This window comes from Mediterraneibacter hominis (assembly GCF_014287475.1).
Taxonomy (GTDB): Bacteria; Bacillota; Clostridia; order Lachnospirales; family Lachnospiraceae; genus Mediterraneibacter; species Mediterraneibacter hominis.
Genome location: NZ_JACOPF010000002.1, coordinates 460,892 through 481,283, shown reverse-complemented (window position 1 = coordinate 481,283; position 20,392 = coordinate 460,892). Strand labels below are relative to the sequence as shown.

Genomic DNA, 20,392 nt, shown 5'->3' with positions numbered 1-20,392 from the left:
TGCTTTTTTATTTATTATTTATTGCAGCAAGTCTTTAATAAGCCTTGCCATATTCACAGACAAGAAAGCAGTATGATCGGTTGCATACATCACATGGTTACAAGTAGAAACATGCCATTTTAAGATTTCCTGGCAGAACCACTCTGCGGAAATATACAACATACCGTCTCTCTCAATCGGCTCGCAGAACATAGAATGTACCCTGTTTTCGATTGTACATCCGATACAGCCGCGCGCAAATTGTAAGACTCGTCCATCCCCTAATTCCATCTGTGCCCAGCCTTCTTTTTCTATGTAAGATGCTCCTGCGATTTCTGACGCGAATACCGCCGGTACCATGTGATATTCCCCTCTCACTTTTGCTCCCCCATGCAGGCCGTGGTACTTTAACTTCCGCCATTTTAAAGCCCGCGCCGGCATCTTTCTTTTTTCTCCATTGATCCACGCATTCTCACACTCTTGCGCTACGGCAAGTACGCAGGAGTCTCCTTCTCTTGGTATCTCTGGTTCTGTATATCCTACTGTTCCGTCTTTTTTTCTCTTTATGCCGGAGAAAAAATAATCCCATACTAGTTCTGCCTCATCAAATGTCTGACCGTGATCTCTGTTCTTTACATCCCGGAAAACATAATCCGCTTTTTTCCCTTTATAGAAAGCAAAATTATTTTCCCCTGAAATTTTAAGCCGGGGCAGTTCTTCACAGCCATTGATTCTAAGCCAGTATTCTCTGTTTTTTACAACCACGTCTTCCACATTGTCTGTACTTCCGGGAGGAGCCTGATCGAATTCCATCCTTGCCTGCCATACGGGAACCGGACCTCCGGCATTAACCGGCTGATCCTCTTTGTCAAATAAAAGTCCGATTGTACTTGGACCTGCCGAACCTGCCATTGCCGCAAAATGATTTCCAAAATACCGCGCCACCATAGCTGTCATAGAATTTCCAAGAGACATCCCCTGCATATAAATCCGTTCTTCATCAATATTGTATTTTTCTTTCATACGTTCCATTAATTGAAATACAATCCGGACATCATTATTTTCACGAATGTCATCTGGAAAATCATGCATGTAGATGCCTTCTTCGTTTGGTTCTGAAAGCTGTTTAAACAGCCTTCTTTCACATTCTATCTGCCAGAATCTCCTCTTATGCGCATTAGGGTATACTACGATGAATCCTTCTCTGTCTGCAACCAGAGACCAGGAAGTATAGACACACTGTGCCCATCCCGTCATAATGCCTCCATGCATTGAAAATACAAGCGGTGTCTTTTTCTCTGGATCGTAGCTGTCCGGCACATACTCGTACCATGTGTCCTCTATGTCATCTATCAGACGCGCTTTCATTTCTACTAAATTCTTCGGATAGACCTGTGAATTATTCCCATTTTCATTTACAACAATTTCACTGCCTTTTAATTTTTCCGGAAGGTACTCTCTGTTATCATCGTCCGGAATTCCGGCAAGTAACTGAATTTTATTTTTCATAAATCTGTCTCTCCTTTTTCAGAACTTATTTTTTTGATCCATTTTCCATTATGCAGTCTGTAATAGCACAACACGCATTTCAAAATCTCATCAATTTTTAACGCGCAATATATCCAAAATGCCGGCGCCTTACAAATAACGCCAACGATATATCCCAGCGGTACACTCGCCGTCCATAAAAAAAGAATATCTGCCACCATAAGGAATCTTGTATCTCCGCCCCCTCTTAATACACCCTTTGTAAGAATACTGTTTATAGAACGGAAGAATATAACAAAAGCAATCGCATACATTAACTGCTGCGCCATATTTCTCGTAGTTTCTGTAATGTTATAGCAGGCGATAATCGGATTCGCCACTAAGAGGATCAGCCCTCCTGCCGCCAGTCCTACTACCATTCCCAGTCCTACAAAAGCATTGGCTTCTTCTTTTGCTTTCTTTCGTTCCCCTCTGCCTAAGGTATGCCCAATCACAATACTGCTTGACTGTGCCACGCCTTGAGTCAGGACACTGCTCAACTGTTGAATGACTGTCGTAATTGAGTAGGCTGCTACGAATTCCGAACCGATTCTGCCCGTTACCATAGCAATAAAATGGTTTCCAAATCCCTGCAGTGTATCGCTTATCATAACCGGAAATGCTACTTTAATAAATTCTTTATTCAAGTGGGAACTTCTGAGAAATATGTCTTTTATCCGGTATTGTATACTTTTATCTTTCAGCAATATATAGCCAAACGTAATTCCGAATTCCAGAATACGTGCCAGAAGAGTTCCCAGGGCAGCCCCTTTTGTTCCCATGGCAGGAAAACCCAGTTTTCCAAATATGAAAATATAGTTAAATCCTACATTTACAAAAAATGCCATAATCGCTGTATATAATGGAATTTTCACCTGTCCCGCACTGCGCAGTATATTAGCCCCGATTAAGGACAGGCCATAAAAAATATAACAATATGCGGATATTTGCAAATATTGAATTCCTTCCGCAATTACCTCCGTCTCCATGATATACATACGCATAATAAATCCTGGGAAAAGAAGAGTCACAAATGTAAATACCAGAGAAATTGCCATACAGTATCTAATAGAAATAGATATGGTCTTTTTCAGCGCGTCTGTATCTTTCATCCCCCAGAACCGCGTTGCGAGGATAGACGCTCCCTGTCCCAGCCCCATACAGGCGAACGTAAATATGTTAATAAACTGGTTTGCCAAAGATACCGCAGACAGCGCGTTTTCACCCAGAGCGCCTACCATGATATTGTCCATCATATTTACACTGATTGAGATCAGGCATTGTAAGGTAATAGGAACCGCAAGACTGACTGTCTTTTTATAAAAGTTTTTATCCGATGTAAATAATCTCATAGGTCTTCACTTCTTGCCTTCCCTTTATACACCAGCCAATTGTCCTCCTGATTTGCCCTGTATTTTAGTGCGGTAATATTCATACATTCACTTTGCTTCTCAAACCGCATCACTGTACCTGTCCAACTGTTCAGCCAATGAATTGTAATCTCTAACGTATACCCGTTTATAAATCTGGCGGTGGCGCTGTATGCCGTAAGCTCTGGGAACACATTATCTGTATTCTTAAGTTCCAGCTGTCCGTCCATGCGTGCTGTAAATTCTGCATAATCGTTCACAGAAAATCTGCATATTTCTTCTCCAATTTCCAGGACGAACGTTTCCATTTTGCTTTTTTTATATTTGTCTCTGTAAGGGATAAACATATCCTCTCTGCCCGGAGGCGCCAGTCCCAGCCACGGATTCGGGTCGCCCTCTGTCACCTGGTACCTGCCGCTTAGATCGGTATCTGGCTTTATATAATTGGCGCGATCCGGCTTATATTTCATATCTTTTTCGAAACTTAGCAGTCTGCTGTATTCTTCCGCAGTTTCCTTAAGGGGTTCTTCGCCCACTTTCAGTAAAAGCTCTTCCGCAATTACATCCAGTGTTCTCTGCGGTCCGTACGGTACAATCGCCCCTTCATGGATCGCCACAGCAAGTCCTTTTTCGGGCCAGATAATTCCGTACTGTCCCTGTCCTCCGTCAAATCTGTATACGCCCGGAATACTGCATGCCCACAATTGATATCCATATCCGCATTTTCCGTCCTTTTGTTCCGGCGCATCCTGCGTAGATATCTGTACAGACAGTGCGTCTTTCACAAACTGCGGGTCAATCAGTTGTTTTCCGTTCCATCTGCCTCCATTCATATAAAGCAGACAAAGTCTTAGATTATCCTCTGTTGTAGAAAATGTTCCTGGTTCTGCATCCGTTCCGTCCTGCCATTTCAGCCATACAAAACGCTGCGAATCGATTCCGATTTGTTCAAACAGCCGTGGAGTCAGATATTCCTTTACATTCTGCCCTGTTTTCTTTTTTATCACCGCAGCAAGCATACATGCCCCGGAAGTATTATATAAAAATTTTGTTCCCGGTTTGTCTTTTACCGGTGTCCGGAAATAATTTGCCAGCCAGTCGTCTCCCATTTCCGGATGACAGGTATGTCCATTCGTCATCGTAAGTACGTCACGTATCGTTATTTCCTTTGCCAGGTCTGTAACCTCTATTTTCTTTTCTTTAATTTCCTCCCGGAAAATATCGGTCATTCTCTCGTCCAATGACAATTTTCCTTCCAGCAAGGCAATCCCTATCGCGGTTCCTGTATATGTTTTACCTAAAGAATGGTTAGAGTGTACTAAATCTTTATGAAATGGAGACCAGAAACATTCAGCAAATATTTTTCCGTCTTTTGCCGCCATAAAGCTGTTCATATGACTCCACTCGTTCATAAGCTTTTCTATACACTTCTTCACCTGTCCGCTCGGTATCCCTGCTCTTTCAGGAGATATTCTCTCTAACTCAAACTGCTGCCCCATGTTTCTCTTCCTCCATATATTCTTTTTTTGCTTTTTTGTTCCGCGTAATGCTAAAGAAAAAAGCAAGTGCTCCTATCAACAAAACCCCGCATATATCAAAAATTGCCGTATAGCCTGCTGTTCCGGCGAACATCTGCACTACAAACCCGCCGATCATAGGACCGACTCCCTGGCAAATATCACCGCCCAGATAATAAGTGCTTGTTGCGACTCCGCTTTTTTCTTTTCCTACTTCATTGATACACCCGGCCTGCAGGGAAGGCTGTGCTGCCCCCTGTCCCAGAGATCGGATCACTCCGGTAACAAGAATCCAAATCAGGGCTTTACTTCTCCCCAGCATAAACATAGCAAAAGCAGTCAGGAGCAGTCCCGGTAAAACAGTAATACGGATTCCTTTCTTATCCATCAACTTACCTGAAAACGGCCGGACGATAAATAAAACTACTGCGCAAACGGTAAAATACAAACTGATTCCCTTTACGCCAATTTCGTCTGCATATAGCACTAAATAAGAAGCAATGATCCCATTTACAAAAGAATACGATCCTGCCACCAGCGTATATGGGAGTGCTTTCACCGCTATAATATCGCTAAAATGAATCTGCTTTTTCTCCGTACTTGTTTTCTTCTCTTCGTGGAAAAAACATAAAATAATATATGCCGCTGCAGTCAGAAGCGCCGAAATGAAAAAAGTAGCTTTCATTCCAAACATCTCCGCGATTGATAAGCCAAATCCGGGTGCGATAGCGGAACCCAAAACCATTCCTAACCCCAGATAGCCGATTCCCTCTCCCATTTTATTCTGCGGAATGTAGCGGGAAGCCAGTGATATCTGACAGGTTCCTGACAGAGCAAATCCAATTCCGTTTATAATACGGAATCCAATCAGAAGAGGAATTTCTGTAGTTACCGTAAATCCCAGCAGTCCAATTCCCATAAGCACATTGCTCCATTTTAAAAGAGTGACATTGCTTAATCTGTCTGCCATAATTCCGCTGAACGGCCTGCAGAATAAAGAAGTAATGGAAAACAATCCTACTATAAATCCTGCGGCTGCCACTGTCGTCCCTATATTTACCAGATATTTCGAAAGAATCGTTGCGATCATATAGAATGAAAACGCATTGCATGTATTTACGATTAATACCAATATGTAATGTTTATTCCACAATCTGTCATTCATAATTTTCCTAACCCTTTACTATTCTAAGTAATCTACTGAAAAATTGAGAGAGGGCAGTGCCCTCCCTCTCTATTATGTCTTCTGTTTCAGCCCGTTTATTGTTCCGCAAGCCATGCGTCAAGCTGCGCCTGCTTTTCCGCGATAATGTCGTCAATACCGGCTGTCTTAAGGTCTGCCTGGAATTGCTCCAGTGTAGAATCGATATCAACTTCCCCATACATCAGAGGCGTATAATACTGTGCAACCACGTTAGTACAAGCTGTTATCTGATCCGCGACCTTCGTGGAATCAAAAGAAAATCCTAATGCCAGGGATTTATCGCATGTCTTATTCTTCTCTAACATCTGATCATAGATATCTTCCGGCTCCCACGCCCATGTCTTGCAAAGCATTACATTCGGCCAGTAAGCCATAGAGGAAGCCGCCCAGCCAAGATCTGACATACTGCTCTTTCCTTCCGGATATACCATCTGCCCGTTTTCATCTAATTCATAATCTAAGCCTTCAACGCCATTTGCAACTAATTGAGAGGCTTCCGGATTCGTATAGAGGACTTTCAAAACACGCATTGCCGCTTCCGGTTCTTTGCAGAAAGAACTGATATGCCACATATACGTTGTAGCGTCGCTTGTCGTAGACAAGGCGTCTGTAACCTGGATTCCCTCCAGTTCTATATTATTTGTCTTTGCATTAATGTCTGTGGTTATCTTTGTATCCCATCCATATCCCGGCGTACCGTTCGATACTCCCATCAGGAGGTTTACGAGTGTTGCATTACTGTTGCTAAGCGGGTCTGGACTGAACACGCCTGCTTCTTTCCATTCTTTTACATGATTAATCCAATTCAGGAAATATTCTGATTCATAGTAGTTCTCTACCGTTGTACTTTCTGTCGGATTCGTCAAGACGCCAAGATAATTGGTATCTCCTAAGTAATCGATACTTTTCGGGATCCAGTAGGGTTCTGTGGAACCTGGAATATAATAACTGTCCGGATTTGCCTCTTTCAGCTTCAAAAGCGTATCTGAAAGCCCGTCAACACCTGTTACGGAGTCTGTCTCCACTCCTGCTTTCTGGGCATCCTCTGTTCTTACTAAATAGAGATTTTCCGTGCAATAAGAGTACATACACGGAATACCGTACTGTTTACCGTCTATTTTTCCACAGTCATAATAATCCTCCAGGCCATCGGCAAATAATTCTTTGATTTCAGCGCCGTCTGATTCTATCAGATCGTCCAGCGCCATCGCCTGTCCGTTAGACACTAGATTCGATACAGATGTATACCAGAAGGAGTTAAACAAATCCAGCGAGTCTTCTCCCCCTCCTGTCAGCATCAGGTTGAGCTGTGTCGCCCAGTTTCCAAACTCTACGCCAACCAGATCGACCTCTGCCTGCGCTTCTTCCCGCATAATTTTGTTCAGTTCTTCTTCAATCGCCTCTTCGTCCGGCGAAGGGAACACTACGGAATACGCCATTTTAATAACCGGGTATTCTCCGTCTGCCTTCTTGTCCTCCTTCCCCTTGTCCGAGGAACCGCAGCCTGTAAACAGGCCTGCTGCCATACTGGCTACAAGTAAACTTGCAACTAACCGTTTCTTCATAAGATCTTTCCTCCTTTTCTTCCTCCGGATCTTTTCTCCGAAAGTAATTTTCCATCGTTTCGATGTTTTGTAGTGATATCATAGCAAATCTGTCATTTTCGTCTCTATCGTTTTTTTGTCTCAAATCGTCAATTTTTTAATATTTTATTCCAGCCTTTTAACCAATTTTCATTTTTCCGCTTTATCTCATATCCGAATTTTGACAGTTTACAGCGGTTTTTTGATAGATTTTTGTGCATTTTTTCTATAAATTAATATCAAAACAAAGGAATGATACATTTAAGGAGGCTGTTTATGAAACCAGTAAAAACGAAAACTCACAAACGTAAATTAACACTCCGCCGCATGAAGCGTTATCTCCCTTTATATATCATGCTGCTGCCGGGTTTAATTTATCTGATTATCAACAATTACATGCCAATGGCGGGACTTTCCCTTGCATTTAAAAAAGTAAACTATTCCATCGGGCTTTTTAACAGTCCCTGGTGTGGATTGGACAACTTTAAATTTTTGTTTGGCACAAAAGACGCATTTCTGATATTCAGAAATACGATTCTTTACAATCTCGCCTTTATTTTTATCGGAAACGCGCTCGGCATATTTGTAGCCATCTGTCTGGACTCTATATATAATAAGTTTTTCAAAAGATTCAGCCAGGTTATCATCTTAATCCCGTATCTGCTCTCAACGGTTATCATCAGCTATATCGTATATGCCTTCTTAAGTGGAGATAACGGCTTTATGAATAATACCATCCTGCCGTTATTCGGAGTCGATCCCGTCAGTTGGTATAATGAAGCCAAATACTGGCCGTTCATTATCGTGCTTGTCTATCTGTGGATGTCATTCGGCTATAGTTCGATTTTGTATTACTCCACCTTAATCGGCATTGACAAATCTTACTACGAAGCAGCCGCTGTGGATGGCGCGGGCGTATGGGCGCAGATACGCCACATTACTCTCCCTGCGTTAAAGCCGACGATTATCATACTGATACTTCTTGCCGTAGGACGTATTTGTTATTCTGACTTTGGTTTATTCTATCAGGTTCCAATGAACAGCGGGCTGCTCTACTCCACGACACAGACCATTGATACATATGTCTACCGCGCGTTGTTAGAGTTAAACGATATCGGGCGTTCTACCGCCGGCGGATTCCTTCAGTCCATTTTAGGTTTTATCTGCGTGTTTACCGCCAATTTTGTTGTTTCCAGAATAGACAAAGACAGCAGTTTATTCTAAATTACAGGAGGAAATTTTTATGATTTGCAATAATAAAGTATTTCGTTTCGTAATGGGATTTATCATGTTTTTATTTGTAGCCGCGTGTGTCCTTCCGTTCATCTTGCTGATTGCCAGTTCCTTTACTTCCGAATCCTCGTTGATAAAAGAAGGCTACTCTTTTATTCCCGCGGAATTTTCTCTTGCCGCCTATAAGTATATCTGGAGCGTAAAGGGCGACATACTGCGCGCCTATGGAATCAGCTTTTTCGTAACCGGATTCGGTACGCTGGCAAGCGTTGTGATGACCATGCTGTTTGCCTATCCTCTGTCTCGCAAAGATTTGCCGGGAAGACGGGTGCTTTCTTTTATCCTGTTTTTTACAATGCTTTTTAACGGAGGTTTTGTCCCAACGTATTTAATTTACTCCAATATCTTCCATATTACAGATACTATCTGGGCGCTTATCGTTCCATATCTGCTGATGAATGCTTTCTTTGTCATTATGGTGCGTACTTATATCAATACCAATGTGCCTAATGAGGTAATTGAAGCCGCTACAATAGATGGTTCAAGCGAAATACATACACTTGTCAGAGTAGTCGTTCCCATGTCCAAACCGATTATCGGAACAATCGGTCTGATGACCGCTATCGCATATTGGAACAACTGGACAAACGGCATTTATTTTATCCATACAAAACGGGAGCTTTACGGAATCCAAAACTATCTGAATTCTGTACTTAGCAATATTTCTTTTCTGCAAAGCCATACCGACCCGAATATAAAAATTACGGATCTTCCAAGCGTAGGTATTCGTATGGCGCTGGCGGTTATCGCTCTGCTTCCTATACTGATAGCCTATCCATTTTTCCAGAAATCTTTTGCTAAAGGTATCACTGTAGGTTCTGTAAAGGGTTAAAAAGGAGGATATGATGAAAAAAATAGAGAACAAAATCATGTTGATTACTTATGCGGACAGCATGAGCGCAAATCTAAAAGAATTAGATGAAATCCTGCATACATATTTTACAGACTGCATAGGCGGGCTCCATGTACTTCCTTTCTACCCATCCTCCGGGGATCGTGGTTTTGCCGTGATCAATTATGATATGGTCGATCCTGCGTTTGGAAACTGGGACGACATTGACCGATTAGCAGATACATATTATATGATGGCAGATTTTATGTTAAACCACATCTCCATTCGCTCGGCTGAATTCAAAGACTATATGGAACACGGGGAAAACTCTCCTTTTCGTGATATGTTCATACACTGGGAGGAATTTTGGCCGGATGGTAATCCGACAGAGGCACAGTACAATAAACTCTACCGCCGGAAAGCGAATTATCCTTATATTGCTTTTACAAGGAAAGATGGTACAATTGTCCACCTCTGGAATACATTTTTTGAAGAACAGATAGATATTGATCCCTATTCCAAAGCCACGCAGGAGTATTACGCAAGAAATCTGGGAACCTTAAGTAAACACGTCCCCCTGATCCGTTTTGACGCCTTTGCCTATGCCTCCAAGCGTCCCGGCACCTCCTGTTTTTTTGTAGAACCAGAGATTTGGGAAGTCCTGGATATAGGTATGGAACCACTCCGAAAAACAGGAACGGAAATGCTGCCGGAAATACACGAAAACTACCAGATTCAGCTTAAAATGGCAGACAAAGGATACTGGGTCTATGATTTCGCTCTGCCCATGCTGCTCCTCCACGGTTTGAAAAGCGGGCGCACTGACCGCCTGATTCACTGGCTTCATATCTGTCCGCGAAAACAATTTACTACTTTGGACACCCATGACGGAATCGGCGTTGTAGATGTGGCGGGACTTTTAACAGAGGAAGAAATTAATTTCGTGAGAGAAGATGTAGAGGATATTACAAAAGAGGCCAGACAGTATATAAAGCTTCCCAGCATGATAAAAACTTCTGACGGTAAATTCAAAAGTTATCAGCTTGGCTCTACTTATTATTCTGCTTTAAGATGCAGCGACAGCGCATATCTTATCGCAAGGGCCGTTCAATTTTTTGCTCCCGGTATTCCGCAGATTTATTATGTAGGACTTTTAGCCGGAGAAAATGATATCGAAAGTATGAAGACAAACCCGGATCCACGTACAATCAACCGGCACACTTTTACCCGCAATGAGATAGAAAACGCTGTTCAGAAGCCTGTCTGCCAGAGCTTATATAAACTCATGCGTTTCAGAAATACCTATGAGGCGTTTAACGGAAAAATCCATATCGGTGAAGATAAAAAAGACGGCACGCTTTCGATCACATGGGAAAAAGATATATACCACACAACTTTAAACGCCGACTTCAAGTCGCTTACTTACTGTATCACGTATTATGACAAAGATACAGAAACAGACTGTACATTATAGATTCATATATAAAGGAGGTTCACTATGTCACTTTTAACGTATAACTTTGAAAGTCAGTATTTAAACAATAATCATACGATTACCGTAATACTGCCTGATAAAAAACGAGATGTATCTCCAGAGGAATTTTACTTAAGCGGTACAAAATATAAAGTGCTCTGGCTCCTGCATGGTACTTTCGGAGACCATACAGACTGGATAAGAAAAACGAACATCGAACTGTACGCGGCAGAAAAAAATCTTGTTGTCGTATGTCCGAGCGCCTTAAACTCCAACTATTCTAACTGGCCCGATGCAATGATGGGATACAATATGTACGACTATTTTACAAAAGAACTGATGCCCCTCATTTACGGATGGATGCCCGTGTCTGATAAACGAGAAGATAATTTTATCGCCGGTCTTTCGATGGGAGGACGCGGTACAATTAAATTTGCTGTAAATTACCCCGAACTATTTTCTGCGGCCGCGGTTTTTTCCGCTGTACCTGTTCCGTTTGATGAGCTGCGCCCGGGACATCCCTGCATGATCATGGATACCAATAACCCGCGCATGGTACAGACGATCCATAATGCAGGCGGTTTTGACGCTTACATAAATTCAGAAGAAAACGTATGGGCTCTCATAGATAAGTTAGCTCCTGCAGGGAAGCTTCCCCGACTGATGTTTGCCTGCGGACACGAAGATACTCTTCTTTATGAAAGATACCAGATATTCCAGAAACACTGTACTGAAATCGGTTTAAACGTCACCTGGTTTGATCTCCCGGAATATAAGCATGAGTGGCGGTTCTGGGATCTTGCCATCCAAAGGGCGCTGGACTTCTTTGGACTGGATGAAAACGGCTGTGGAAATCCTTTTTAAATAAATTCATTCTCTTTTTCATGTATTATCACAGCAGGAAAGCCGGTATCCTAAAAGGATCCCGGCTTTCTTTATCTAATCCCCCATACATTCATATGCTATATCTCGTATCTTCGGATGTATCTCGCTGTATGCTTTTGGAAAACCGACTACATGCTGTACATAAAAAATGCTGATATGATTTACCGGATCGATCAATGCATACGCGCCTGCCGCGCCATCCCATCCAAACTCACCGACAGGAGACTTTGCATATCTTCCGTCTGTCAGCACGCGGACACCCAGGCCATATTCATATCCCCTTTTCCCAGTTGCCGCGAAATCTTTGCTCATCTGCCCCGTTGTATACGGTACGGAAAACATACGGACTGACTCCTCCGAAAGTATACGCGCGCCATTTTTTCCGGTTCCGCCATTACACAGAGCATCTATCACTGCGCTGTACGCATCCGTTGTGCCAGACAGTCCGGCGCCGCCGCTCTCGTAATTGTCTGTAATCTGAAAACCACCGGAAAGTTCCCCATCATCCGCCGTTATATCGTCTGTACCAAAAATGCCTCTATATAACGCACACACTCTGTCCGCTGTTTTCTTCTCCTGCCCTGGATGGAAGTAAAAATCCTGTATGCCAAGCGGCTCAAAAATATTTTTCTTTAAATATTCCGAATACTGTTCTCCTGAAACCACTTCTACAACAGCAGCCAGAACATCATGGCACAGGCTATAGCAAAATCTGGTTCCCGGCTCATATGCAAGAGGCATCTTTGCGATTGCTCTCATTACTTCTCTTGTCGTTGCCTTATTTCTCGTTTCTTTACGAACATCTTCTATTTCCTTTGCGTTTACATCATATGACAGTCCGCCTGTCATCGTCATCAAATCAATGATGCGAATCGCATGATGCGCGTAATGGCATGGTTCAGACGACTTTGGCCATTTTACAGGAAACCCAAACTCAAACCAATCCGCGACTTTCATCTGTCCAAATTCCGGAAGGTACTTTCTCACCTCATCATACAGGGATATTTTTCCTCTTTCAATCTGCTGCATTACGGCTGTCATGGTAATCACTTTTGTTGCTGAAAACAGTCGATAGATTGTCTCCTCGCTGATCGCAGAGGTCTTTTCAAAATCTGCGTATCCAGTCATATGCCGGTATATTGTTTTATGTTCTTTTGTAATCTTACAGTCTACAGCCGGGATTCCGTATTTCTCATACAACGAATCTATATATTCTGTTAACTTCTCAAAATCCATCTCCGCTATGTTACCGCCCTTCTTATAATTTTGTGTACTTTCTCGTCTGATCAGGCGCACCGGGAGAACCACACGTCTTTGTTCCTCTTGTTCTTCTATTTCTTTCGTAAGCTGGACTGCCGCAGCCGCTCCCATCTCATAAATCGGCTGCGCAACTGTACTAATGCCAAGCAACTCTGAAATTTCCAGTCCGTCATAAGAAAGGATCGGAAGCTTGTTAAAAATCTGTTTCTGTTTTATTCTGGAACTGCAAAAAAGATTTGCCGCCAATGCATCCCCTGTGACAAAAACACCGTCTGTCTCTGGATATAATTTCAACCCTTGCAGAAAGTTTTCCGCTGCCTCCTCCCTGTTGTCTAAAGCACAGGTCACAGGAATATAATGTGCTGTCATACCCAGGTTCTTACACTTTTCAAAAAATCCTCTGTTCCTGCCGTTCATCGCCATATAATCTGGTGTTTTATCTCCAAACAGCGCCGGATGAGAACAGCCCGCGGCATATAGCTCCTCTGCCGCCAGACATCCTCCTTCATAATTGTCTGACGTAATCATAGACAATCCGGCTATTTCTCTGTCAATGCTGACAATCGGCAAAGTTGTTCTTTCTGTATAAATCGCAGTATCCCCCAACCGGCTGCACAGTATAATCCCATCGACCTTATTCGCCTCAAGCATGGATACCATCTCTGTCTCATTGTTCTCATTTTCTCCGGTTCGGCAAAGCATGAGTTTGTACCCCTTTTGCTGACATATTGTTTCCGCCGCCTCGATCAGTTTTCCAAAAAAAGGGTATTGTATAGAAGGAACAATCAATCCTATCATATTGCTCTTTTTCTTCTGCAGCGCCCTCGCCATCTCATTCGGCTGGTAATGCAGCGCCCGCATAGAATCGTATACTTTCTTTCTGGTCTTATCGCTTACAGGTCCTCTGTTATTGATTATCCTTGATACAGTCGCGATCGAAACTTCCGCGTGTTTTGCTACATCTTTAATCGTTGCCATATAAAACAATACCCTCTTTTTTATTTATCCCTTTTATTCTTTTACATGGGAAATCATCCAGTCTAACATTCCCTTTTCGTTATGTAATGTTAAAATCCAGCTATTGTGGTTTTCCGCATCCAGTTCCTTTTCATTGAGTCCCTGTGTCGTGCCTATTCCGTACTTTTCTAGTTCTTCTGGAAGATAAATCGTATATTTCACATCTCTTCTGCCTTTTTCCCACAAGTTGCTGCATGCATTTAAAATGTATGCATGCCGTCCATGCTGATGATCCATATACGCGGTAGAAATCCACACAGGTACTTCGGGCCAGTGCAGCAGCTGCGCATAACTCTCTCCATTCATACTTGGACATATCGGAAGCGCCGCCGCAAATAAATCCGGGGCAGCAGAAACTGCGTTTATCGTACCGCCGCCTCCCATGCTCATACCTATTACGTATACTCTCCTTGCGTCTACTTTTCTCTCCGCAATCATATGCCGGATAATATCTGCCACTTTTCCCAGATAGTCCCTGTTCCAGCCCCGCTCTCCTTTCAGCGCGAAGGGAGTCATTCCTATCTCAACGCGGAACGGATTCCCTCTCTTTTTCATCACCTCAAAATTTTCTTCCATGCTGAGGGTCCCTGCCGGAGCCTGCGGCGCCATTACATACATCTCCGGCCATCTCTGCGCTAATTTTAATGCTCCAAGCGTGCCTGTCATCTGAAGAAGATTGTCCCCGCCACATTCTCCGCCTCCGTGCAGAAAGAGTACAAGCGGTCTGGGTGATGATGCTTCCGGTTCATATAACCGGTAAAGAACTCCATGTTCATTTTTTGCAGTAAATGCATCCAGTCCTTCTACAACGACTTCCTCTATTTCTGCCTTTGTAATTTCAATTCTTTCGTTTCCAATCTTACCTGTCAGTTTAAAATCATATCTGTATAAGAATGGATCCACCGTCAGCCTGATACCGTCCTTTTCTTTCTCTACAGACAAAATTCCTTTCGACAAAGCCCTGCCGCTTAAATCACAATAATTTCCCTGCAGTTCAACTGACACATCTTCGCTGTTTATTTCATTATCTGCTATAAGTTTCAGACTGTCAACTGTCTGTCCGTAATCGTCTATATGTGTGTATGCCGCTACTTTTTTCATATCGTTTCCCCCTTGAATAAATCTTTTATTAAATCTGCCATGAACGTGGACAAATCTGCAAAATGATCTGTAATATACGTTACTCCATTACATTCAGATACTTGCAGACCATAAAAATACTTTGCGAACCATTCCACTGAGACAAGCAGTTCTCCCTCTCTTTGAATCGCCTCGCAATACATGCTTCTGACCGTATCGTCAATCACGCAGCCGATGCTGCCTCTTGCAAACTGTAATTTTCTCCCGTCCGGCAGACTCATTTCTACAACTGCAGCATTATCCTTTTCCTCGTAAGATGCCTGAAATACATCCGCAAGGAAAGAAAGCGGAACACACAGATAAGAACCTCTTACCAGCTCTTTACCATTTAGTCCGTGATATTTCAGCTTGTTCCATCTCACCACTTTTGTATGTAAAGGCACGATCTGGTTTTTATACCACGCTCTGTCGTATCCTTCTGCCATTGCAATGCCAAACGCGTCGCCTGTTCTTTCTATCTTGCTTTTTTCATGTGTAATCGTACCGTCCGGGTTACGCCTTGTACCAGAAAACAGATAGTCCCAGTATAAAAATGCTTCATCCAGCGTCTGCCCATGATCCCGGTTCTTTATATCCAGATAGACTAAATCCGCCTTTTCTCCTTTATAGAATGCAAAATTGTCTTCTCCTATAATACGGATCTGAGGAATTGGTTCACACGCATTTATTTTCATCCAATATATGCGGTTCTTTTTGTTGATTTCAAATTCATCGTACTCTTTTCCCGGAGGAAGTCCGTTTTTTTCCGGTCTGGACTGCCAAATCGCCAGATGTCCTGCCTTATTTTTAATATTTCCTTCTTTATCAAACAGATTTTTCAGTTCGCATGGTCCGCCAGAGCCTGCGGCGCCTGCCAGAATATCGCCGTATTGCCGTGCAAACTGTCCTGTCATAATATTGCCCATAGACATCCCCTGCATAAAAATTCTGCCCTCGTCAATGCAGTACTTTGCCTTCATCTTTTCGATCAGCGCCAGAATCAGATTCATGTCGTGATTCTCTTCTATATTTTCCGGCGGCTGGACAATCGGCAGATCCGGAGCTGCCGCGGGGTCAAAATTATCAAACACTCCGTAATTTGCCCACATTCTTTTTTCGTGCGCATTAGGAAAAAGGCAGATAAATCCTTCCCGATCCGCCGCCAGCGTCCAGGAAGTATACACCGCATGCCCCCATCCGGTCATCAGTCCTCCATGAAGCCCTATAACAAGCGGCGTCTTTTTCTTTGCATCATATGTATCTGGAACATACTCGTACCATGTATCCTCTACACCATCAATGACAATCTCCCTATATTCCTTCAGTCGTTTGGGATATACGATAGAATTATTCCCGTTTTCATTTACAACAATATCCGTATTTTTTAATTTTTCGGGAAGGTATTCCCTATTATCGTCATCCGGTATTCCCGGCAAAATTTTTACTTCTGCCATATATACTTGCCTCCTTTTCTCTATTGCAGACCTTTCTCCTGTACATCATGCAGCAGATTATGGATAAGAAACGCCATATTTTCTCCTAATTCGGCATGGTGATCCGTCACGTACAGAACATCCTCACATTTAGACGCACATAGATTTGCTATGTATCGCGCGAACCATTCAAATGAAATGCAAAGCTCTCCGTCTCTGTGCAATGCTTCACAATACATACACCGGATATCGTTATCGATGATGCAGCCAATGCTGCCCCTTGCAAACTGTAATTCTCTTTTGTCTTTCAGGTACAGCCAGGCAACTGCCCCGTCTTTTTCATATGTATATTCAAGTCCAAACACCTGAGCGATAAAAGAAATCGGTACACAGATATATTCTCCTCTTACTTTCTGCCCGCCGTTTAATCCATGGTATTTTAATTTTTGCCACTTTATCGCCGGTGTCTTCATCTGTACCCGTTTATTCGCCACCCATGCTGCTGCGCTTCCATCGGACACCGCAATCGCAAACGCGTCTCCTTTACGTGGAAGACGCGATCCTTCATCCACAATACTTCCGTCTGGCTTTCTCCTGAGTCCGGAGAAATAATAATCCCACACAATCGCTGCTTCATCTAATGTCTGCCCGTGATCCCTGTTTTTTATTTCAAAAAATACAGTATCTGCCTTCTCTCCTTTATAGAACGCAAACGCATCTTCTCCAATAATGCTGATTTCAGGATCTGACGTACATCCGTTTAATTCGTTCCAGTATGTTCTTGTATATTGATAAATCAGCCTGTCCTCAAACTCACACCAGGGCGGACAGCCATTCTTCTCTGGAATAGAAGTCCACATTCCCACAGGTCCGCCTTCATTTTTCAGCTTCCCGTTCTGGTATAAAAGCCGCGGATTTGGCGTACCGCCGCCTGCCCCTGACGCTGCCGCCAGAATATTTCCAAAGTATCTTGCAAATTGAGAGGTAAACATATTCCCGTTGGACATCCCCTGCATAAAAATCCGTTCTTCGTCAATATTATATTTTTTCTTTAAATATGCAAGCAACGCAAATACTAGTTTAATATCCGGATTACTCGCATTATCTGCCAGATTCTGTTTGATGTCATCCGGCATCTGTTCGTCTGCTTTTCGTTCTACTTCTGTCGCTTCCAGTGTCCACAGCCTCCTGGTATGGGCATTGGGAAATACTACGATTACATTGTCGCGTTCAGCAATCATTGTCCAGGAAGTATAAACCGCCTGCCCCCATCCGGTCATCAGTCCTCCGTGCATAGCGAACACAAGCGGTGTTTTTTTAGACGGATCATAACATTCCGGCACATATTCATACCATTCATCCTCCGTCTCATTTCCCATGATACCGTGAAATTCAAGCAGTCTTTCGGGATATGGCTGAGAATTGTTTCCATTCTCGTTTACTACAATATCCGATCCTTTTATTGACTCCGGCAAATACTCCCTGTTTGCGTCATCCGGTGTCCCCGGTAATATCGTAATTTTATTCTCCATTTTCAGTTCCTCCTCTCACAACATCTGTTCATAATTATCCGGTACAATGGTGCCCTTCAGCATATCTTTTATCAGATCCGCCATATTTGCCGACAGTTTATTGGCATGGTCTGTCACATAGAGGACGTCTTCACACTCCGAAACATGCATATTACATATAATCTCTGAAAACCATGCAGCGGAAACATATATTTCTTCTTCGCGGCACAGCGCCTCACAGTACATCTGCAGCAGCATGTTATCTGCAACACAGCCAATGCTGCCTCTGACAAATTGTAAGGTTCTTCCGTCAGGCATCCGCATATATGCTGACAGATTTTCTGCTTCATATGTAAGTTCCGCTTCAAACGCTCTGGCTAAGAACGACAGCGGTACCATATGGTATTCTCCTCTTACTTTCTGTCCGCCGTCTAGTCCGTGGTACTTCATTTTCTTCCACTTACGCACAGCCCCCGATATTTTCTCAATATGGTTGTGAAACCACACATTTGCGCTGTCTGTCGTGACAGCAAAAGCAAATGTGTCGCCTTTTCTCTCCCGCGCCGGCTGTATAGATACAATACTTCCATCTTTTTCCCTTCTGATTCCGGAAAAAAGATAGTCCCATACTAATGCCGCATCGTCAAATGTTTGTCCGTGATCCCGGTTTTTAATGTCGTAATAGACCATATCCGCTTTCTTTCCTTTGTAAAAAGCAAGATTATTTTCTCCCTGAATTGTAATCTGAGGAATATGCTCACATTCATTGATCCGCATCCAATACAGCCTGTTATATTTATGCACTTTCTTTTCCAATTCCCGTTTAGGGGGAATTGCGTTGAGTTCAGGTCTTGACTGCCAGACAGCAAGCGGCCCTCCTGCATTGACAATCTTTTCTTCTTTATCAAACACCAGGGATAAGAAGGCCGCTGCCCCTGAGCCTGCCGCCCCTGCAAGCACATTCCCGAAATTTCTTGCAAACAGCCCGGTCATCATATTTCCCATAGACATACCCTGCATGAAGATCCTTCCTTCATCAATGTTATATGTTTTCTTCATCAGGTCAATCAGTCCAAGTATCAGTTTTATATCATGATTTTCGTTTATATCTTTCGGGCAGGAACGCACTCCCGGCGGCTCCCCTTCCATAGAGCCGGGCGTATGCTGATTTGGATCTGTCTCCCATGTTCCCCACTGTACTTGCCAGAATCTGTTATAATTTGCATTCGGAAATATAACGATAAAGCCGTCTCTGTCTGCTGCCAGAGTCCAGGAAGTATATACTGCCTGTCCCCAGCCTGTCATCATCCCTCCATGCAGGGATATCACCAACGGGGTTTTCTTCAGGGGATAATAGCTGTCCGGCACATACACATACCATTCATCTGTGATGCCGTCTGCAATCACGCCATGAAACTCCCTCAAATTTTTTGGATATGGCTGGGAGTTATTTCCATTCTCGTTTACTACGATCTCAGATTCTTTCAATTTCTCCGGTAAATACTCTCTATTATCATCATCTGGTATTCCCGGTCTTAAAATCATCTTTCCCATCTATGCACCCTCCTGTTATTCAGCATCTCTTTGGAATGTTTCCTGAATGTCCAGCCAGTCTAAGAATTTCTTGACATGCCGGTTGCAGTATTCCCAGTTGTGCGCGCCGTGATCGATAACCCTTTCAAACTTCAGCCCCATGGATTCGTATTTATCCATGAAAGCGACATTATCTTCATAGTGCGTATCTTCAACGCCTGTAGCCATATAGCCTTTCGGCATTTTCTTTCCCGCCGCCAACTGTTTCTTCAGCATATAGACCACGTCGTCTTCTGTTCCCAATGTATTTTTGGCGTCCCCGAATGCGGCGGCAAACATATAAAGCGGATCTTCTCTGTCTTCTTTTTCCGGGATCATTTCCGGTACATTCTTAATTCCGGAAAACAGACCGAACGCAGCAAATTTTTCCGGATCACGCAGCATCCATTTCAATGTTCCATACCCGCCCATGGAGAAACCGGCTATATAATTTTCTTCCGGTTTTTCTGACAGAGGAAACAGATGCCGTACTACTGCCGGTGTCTCTACAGAAAGCTGTGTAAAGTATTTGAAGTCTCCGTGTTTCGTATCCATATATCCAGAACAGTATGTCCCGCTGCAGACAACTGCCACTCCCGCTTCAGCCGCATACAATTCCAGCGCAGTGTATCTCTGCCAGTCTGTATAGTCGAAGCCTCCGCCTGACTGGAGCCATAATACCGGATAACGGTATCCTTCCGGACGATCCGCCAGAGAATGTCCCCATGTATTTTCCGGAATAATTACATTGACTCCTACGTTCATCTGAAGCACTTCTGAAAAATAGTGCAGCCTGAAATTTGCCATCTCTTCTCT

General features: G+C 43.2%; 15 protein-coding genes. 4 read left to right on the top strand and 11 right to left on the bottom strand.

The features are described 5' to 3' along the window. Window positions 1-18: 18 nt before the first annotated feature. The 5 genes from H8S37_RS11745 to H8S37_RS11725 all read right to left on the bottom strand — a co-directional run bounded on the left by H8S37_RS11745 (window position 19) and on the right by H8S37_RS11725 (window position 7,162). Window positions 19-1,488 carry an alpha/beta hydrolase family esterase gene (locus H8S37_RS11745; RefSeq protein ID WP_186876257.1) on the bottom strand — a complete coding sequence of 490 codons (1,470 nt, stop codon included), beginning with the start codon at window positions 1,486-1,488 and terminating at the stop codon, window positions 19-21. Beyond that, a complete protein-coding gene (locus H8S37_RS11740) occupies window positions 1,485-2,858 on the bottom strand; it encodes an MATE family efflux transporter (protein WP_186876256.1) in 1,374 nt (457 codons plus the stop codon). The genes H8S37_RS11745 and H8S37_RS11740 overlap by 4 nt, the downstream gene beginning before the upstream one ends. Continuing rightward, window positions 2,855-4,375 carry a serine hydrolase domain-containing protein gene (locus tag H8S37_RS11735; protein WP_186876255.1) on the bottom strand — a complete coding sequence of 507 codons (1,521 nt, stop codon included), beginning with the start codon at window positions 4,373-4,375 and terminating at the stop codon, window positions 2,855-2,857. The genes H8S37_RS11740 and H8S37_RS11735 overlap by 4 nt, the downstream gene beginning before the upstream one ends. After that, a complete protein-coding gene (locus tag H8S37_RS11730) occupies window positions 4,359-5,558 on the bottom strand; it encodes an MFS transporter (RefSeq protein ID WP_186876254.1) in 1,200 nt (399 codons plus the stop codon). The genes H8S37_RS11735 and H8S37_RS11730 overlap by 17 nt, the downstream gene beginning before the upstream one ends. Window positions 5,559-5,653: 95 nt before the next feature. Further along, on the bottom strand, window positions 5,654-7,162 hold the full coding sequence (locus H8S37_RS11725; protein WP_186876253.1) for an ABC transporter substrate-binding protein: 1,509 nt from the start codon (window positions 7,160-7,162) through the stop codon (window positions 5,654-5,656). A 294-nt stretch (window positions 7,163-7,456) separates the two neighbouring features. Between H8S37_RS11725 and H8S37_RS11720 the strand changes: the two genes are divergently transcribed. Genes H8S37_RS11720 through H8S37_RS11705 form a run of 4 tightly spaced genes read left to right on the top strand, consistent with a single transcriptional unit; the run spans window position 7,457 to window position 11,643 of the window. Continuing rightward, a complete protein-coding gene (locus tag H8S37_RS11720; protein ID WP_186876252.1) occupies window positions 7,457-8,404 on the top strand; it encodes an ABC transporter permease in 948 nt (315 codons plus the stop codon). 19 nt (window positions 8,405-8,423) lie between these two features. After that, the gene (locus H8S37_RS11715; protein ID WP_186876251.1) at window positions 8,424-9,305 is read left to right on the top strand and encodes a carbohydrate ABC transporter permease; all 882 of its coding nucleotides are present in this window, start codon (window positions 8,424-8,426) and stop codon (window positions 9,303-9,305) included. A gap of 13 nt (window positions 9,306-9,318) precedes the next feature. Continuing rightward, complete coding sequence (gtfA, locus tag H8S37_RS11710; protein WP_186876250.1) at window positions 9,319-10,779, top strand: sucrose phosphorylase; 1,461 nt, start codon at window positions 9,319-9,321, stop codon at window positions 10,777-10,779. A gap of 24 nt (window positions 10,780-10,803) precedes the next feature. Then, complete coding sequence (locus tag H8S37_RS11705) at window positions 10,804-11,643, top strand: alpha/beta hydrolase (protein WP_186876249.1); 840 nt, start codon at window positions 10,804-10,806, stop codon at window positions 11,641-11,643. A 75-nt stretch (window positions 11,644-11,718) separates the two neighbouring features. Here H8S37_RS11705 and H8S37_RS11700 read toward each other — a convergent pair whose 3' ends face one another. From H8S37_RS11700 to H8S37_RS11675, 6 genes are read right to left on the bottom strand one after another with little or no spacing between them, the layout of a single operon-like run. Beyond that, window positions 11,719-13,902 carry a serine hydrolase gene (locus tag H8S37_RS11700; protein ID WP_186876248.1) on the bottom strand — a complete coding sequence of 728 codons (2,184 nt, stop codon included), beginning with the start codon at window positions 13,900-13,902 and terminating at the stop codon, window positions 11,719-11,721. Between the two features lie 33 nt (window positions 13,903-13,935). Continuing rightward, entirely contained in the window at window positions 13,936-15,042 is a 1,107-nt protein-coding gene (locus tag H8S37_RS11695) for a carboxylesterase family protein (RefSeq protein WP_186876247.1), read from the bottom strand. Beyond that, on the bottom strand, window positions 15,039-16,514 hold the full coding sequence (locus tag H8S37_RS11690; RefSeq protein ID WP_186876246.1) for an alpha/beta hydrolase family esterase: 1,476 nt from the start codon (window positions 16,512-16,514) through the stop codon (window positions 15,039-15,041). Before H8S37_RS11690 ends, H8S37_RS11695 begins: the two co-directional genes overlap by 4 nt. 20 nt (window positions 16,515-16,534) lie before the next feature. Continuing rightward, entirely contained in the window at window positions 16,535-18,025 is a 1,491-nt protein-coding gene (locus H8S37_RS11685; RefSeq protein ID WP_186876245.1) for a hypothetical protein, read from the bottom strand. A gap of 15 nt (window positions 18,026-18,040) precedes the next feature. Further along, complete coding sequence (locus H8S37_RS11680; RefSeq protein ID WP_186876244.1) at window positions 18,041-19,558, bottom strand: alpha/beta hydrolase family esterase; 1,518 nt, start codon at window positions 19,556-19,558, stop codon at window positions 18,041-18,043. 15 nt (window positions 19,559-19,573) lie between these two features. Next, on the bottom strand, window positions 19,574-20,383 hold the full coding sequence (locus tag H8S37_RS11675; RefSeq protein ID WP_186876243.1) for an alpha/beta hydrolase: 810 nt from the start codon (window positions 20,381-20,383) through the stop codon (window positions 19,574-19,576). Window positions 20,384-20,392: the final 9 nt, after the last annotated feature.

Bases quoted from the DNA above. Each gene is read 5' to 3' on its own strand.
- H8S37_RS11705 (WP_186876249.1), top strand. From the start codon at position 10,804: ATGTCACTTTTAACGTATAACTTTGAAAGTCAGTATTTAAACAATAAT.
- H8S37_RS11685 (WP_186876245.1), bottom strand. From the start codon at position 18,025: ATGGAGAATAAAATTACGATATTACCGGGGACACCGGATGACGCAAAC.
- H8S37_RS11695 (WP_186876247.1), bottom strand. From the start codon at position 15,042: ATGAAAAAAGTAGCGGCATACACACATATAGACGATTACGGACAGACA.
- H8S37_RS11680 (WP_186876244.1), bottom strand. From the start codon at position 19,558: ATGGGAAAGATGATTTTAAGACCGGGAATACCAGATGATGATAATAGA.
- gtfA (WP_186876250.1), top strand. From the start codon at position 9,319: ATGAAAAAAATAGAGAACAAAATCATGTTGATTACTTATGCGGACAGC.
- H8S37_RS11675 (WP_186876243.1), bottom strand. From the start codon at position 20,383: ATGGCAAATTTCAGGCTGCACTATTTTTCAGAAGTGCTTCAGATGAAC.
- H8S37_RS11725 (WP_186876253.1), bottom strand. From the start codon at position 7,162: ATGAAGAAACGGTTAGTTGCAAGTTTACTTGTAGCCAGTATGGCAGCA.
- H8S37_RS11745 (WP_186876257.1), bottom strand. From the start codon at position 1,488: ATGAAAAATAAAATTCAGTTACTTGCCGGAATTCCGGACGATGATAAC.
- H8S37_RS11735 (WP_186876255.1), bottom strand. From the start codon at position 4,375: ATGGGGCAGCAGTTTGAGTTAGAGAGAATATCTCCTGAAAGAGCAGGG.
- H8S37_RS11720 (WP_186876252.1), top strand. From the start codon at position 7,457: ATGAAACCAGTAAAAACGAAAACTCACAAACGTAAATTAACACTCCGC.
- H8S37_RS11730 (WP_186876254.1), bottom strand. From the start codon at position 5,558: ATGAATGACAGATTGTGGAATAAACATTACATATTGGTATTAATCGTA.
- H8S37_RS11700 (WP_186876248.1), bottom strand. From the start codon at position 13,902: ATGGCAACGATTAAAGATGTAGCAAAACACGCGGAAGTTTCGATCGCG.
- H8S37_RS11715 (WP_186876251.1), top strand. From the start codon at position 8,424: ATGATTTGCAATAATAAAGTATTTCGTTTCGTAATGGGATTTATCATG.
- H8S37_RS11690 (WP_186876246.1), bottom strand. From the start codon at position 16,514: ATGGCAGAAGTAAAAATTTTGCCGGGAATACCGGATGACGATAATAGG.
- H8S37_RS11740 (WP_186876256.1), bottom strand. From the start codon at position 2,858: ATGAGATTATTTACATCGGATAAAAACTTTTATAAAAAGACAGTCAGT.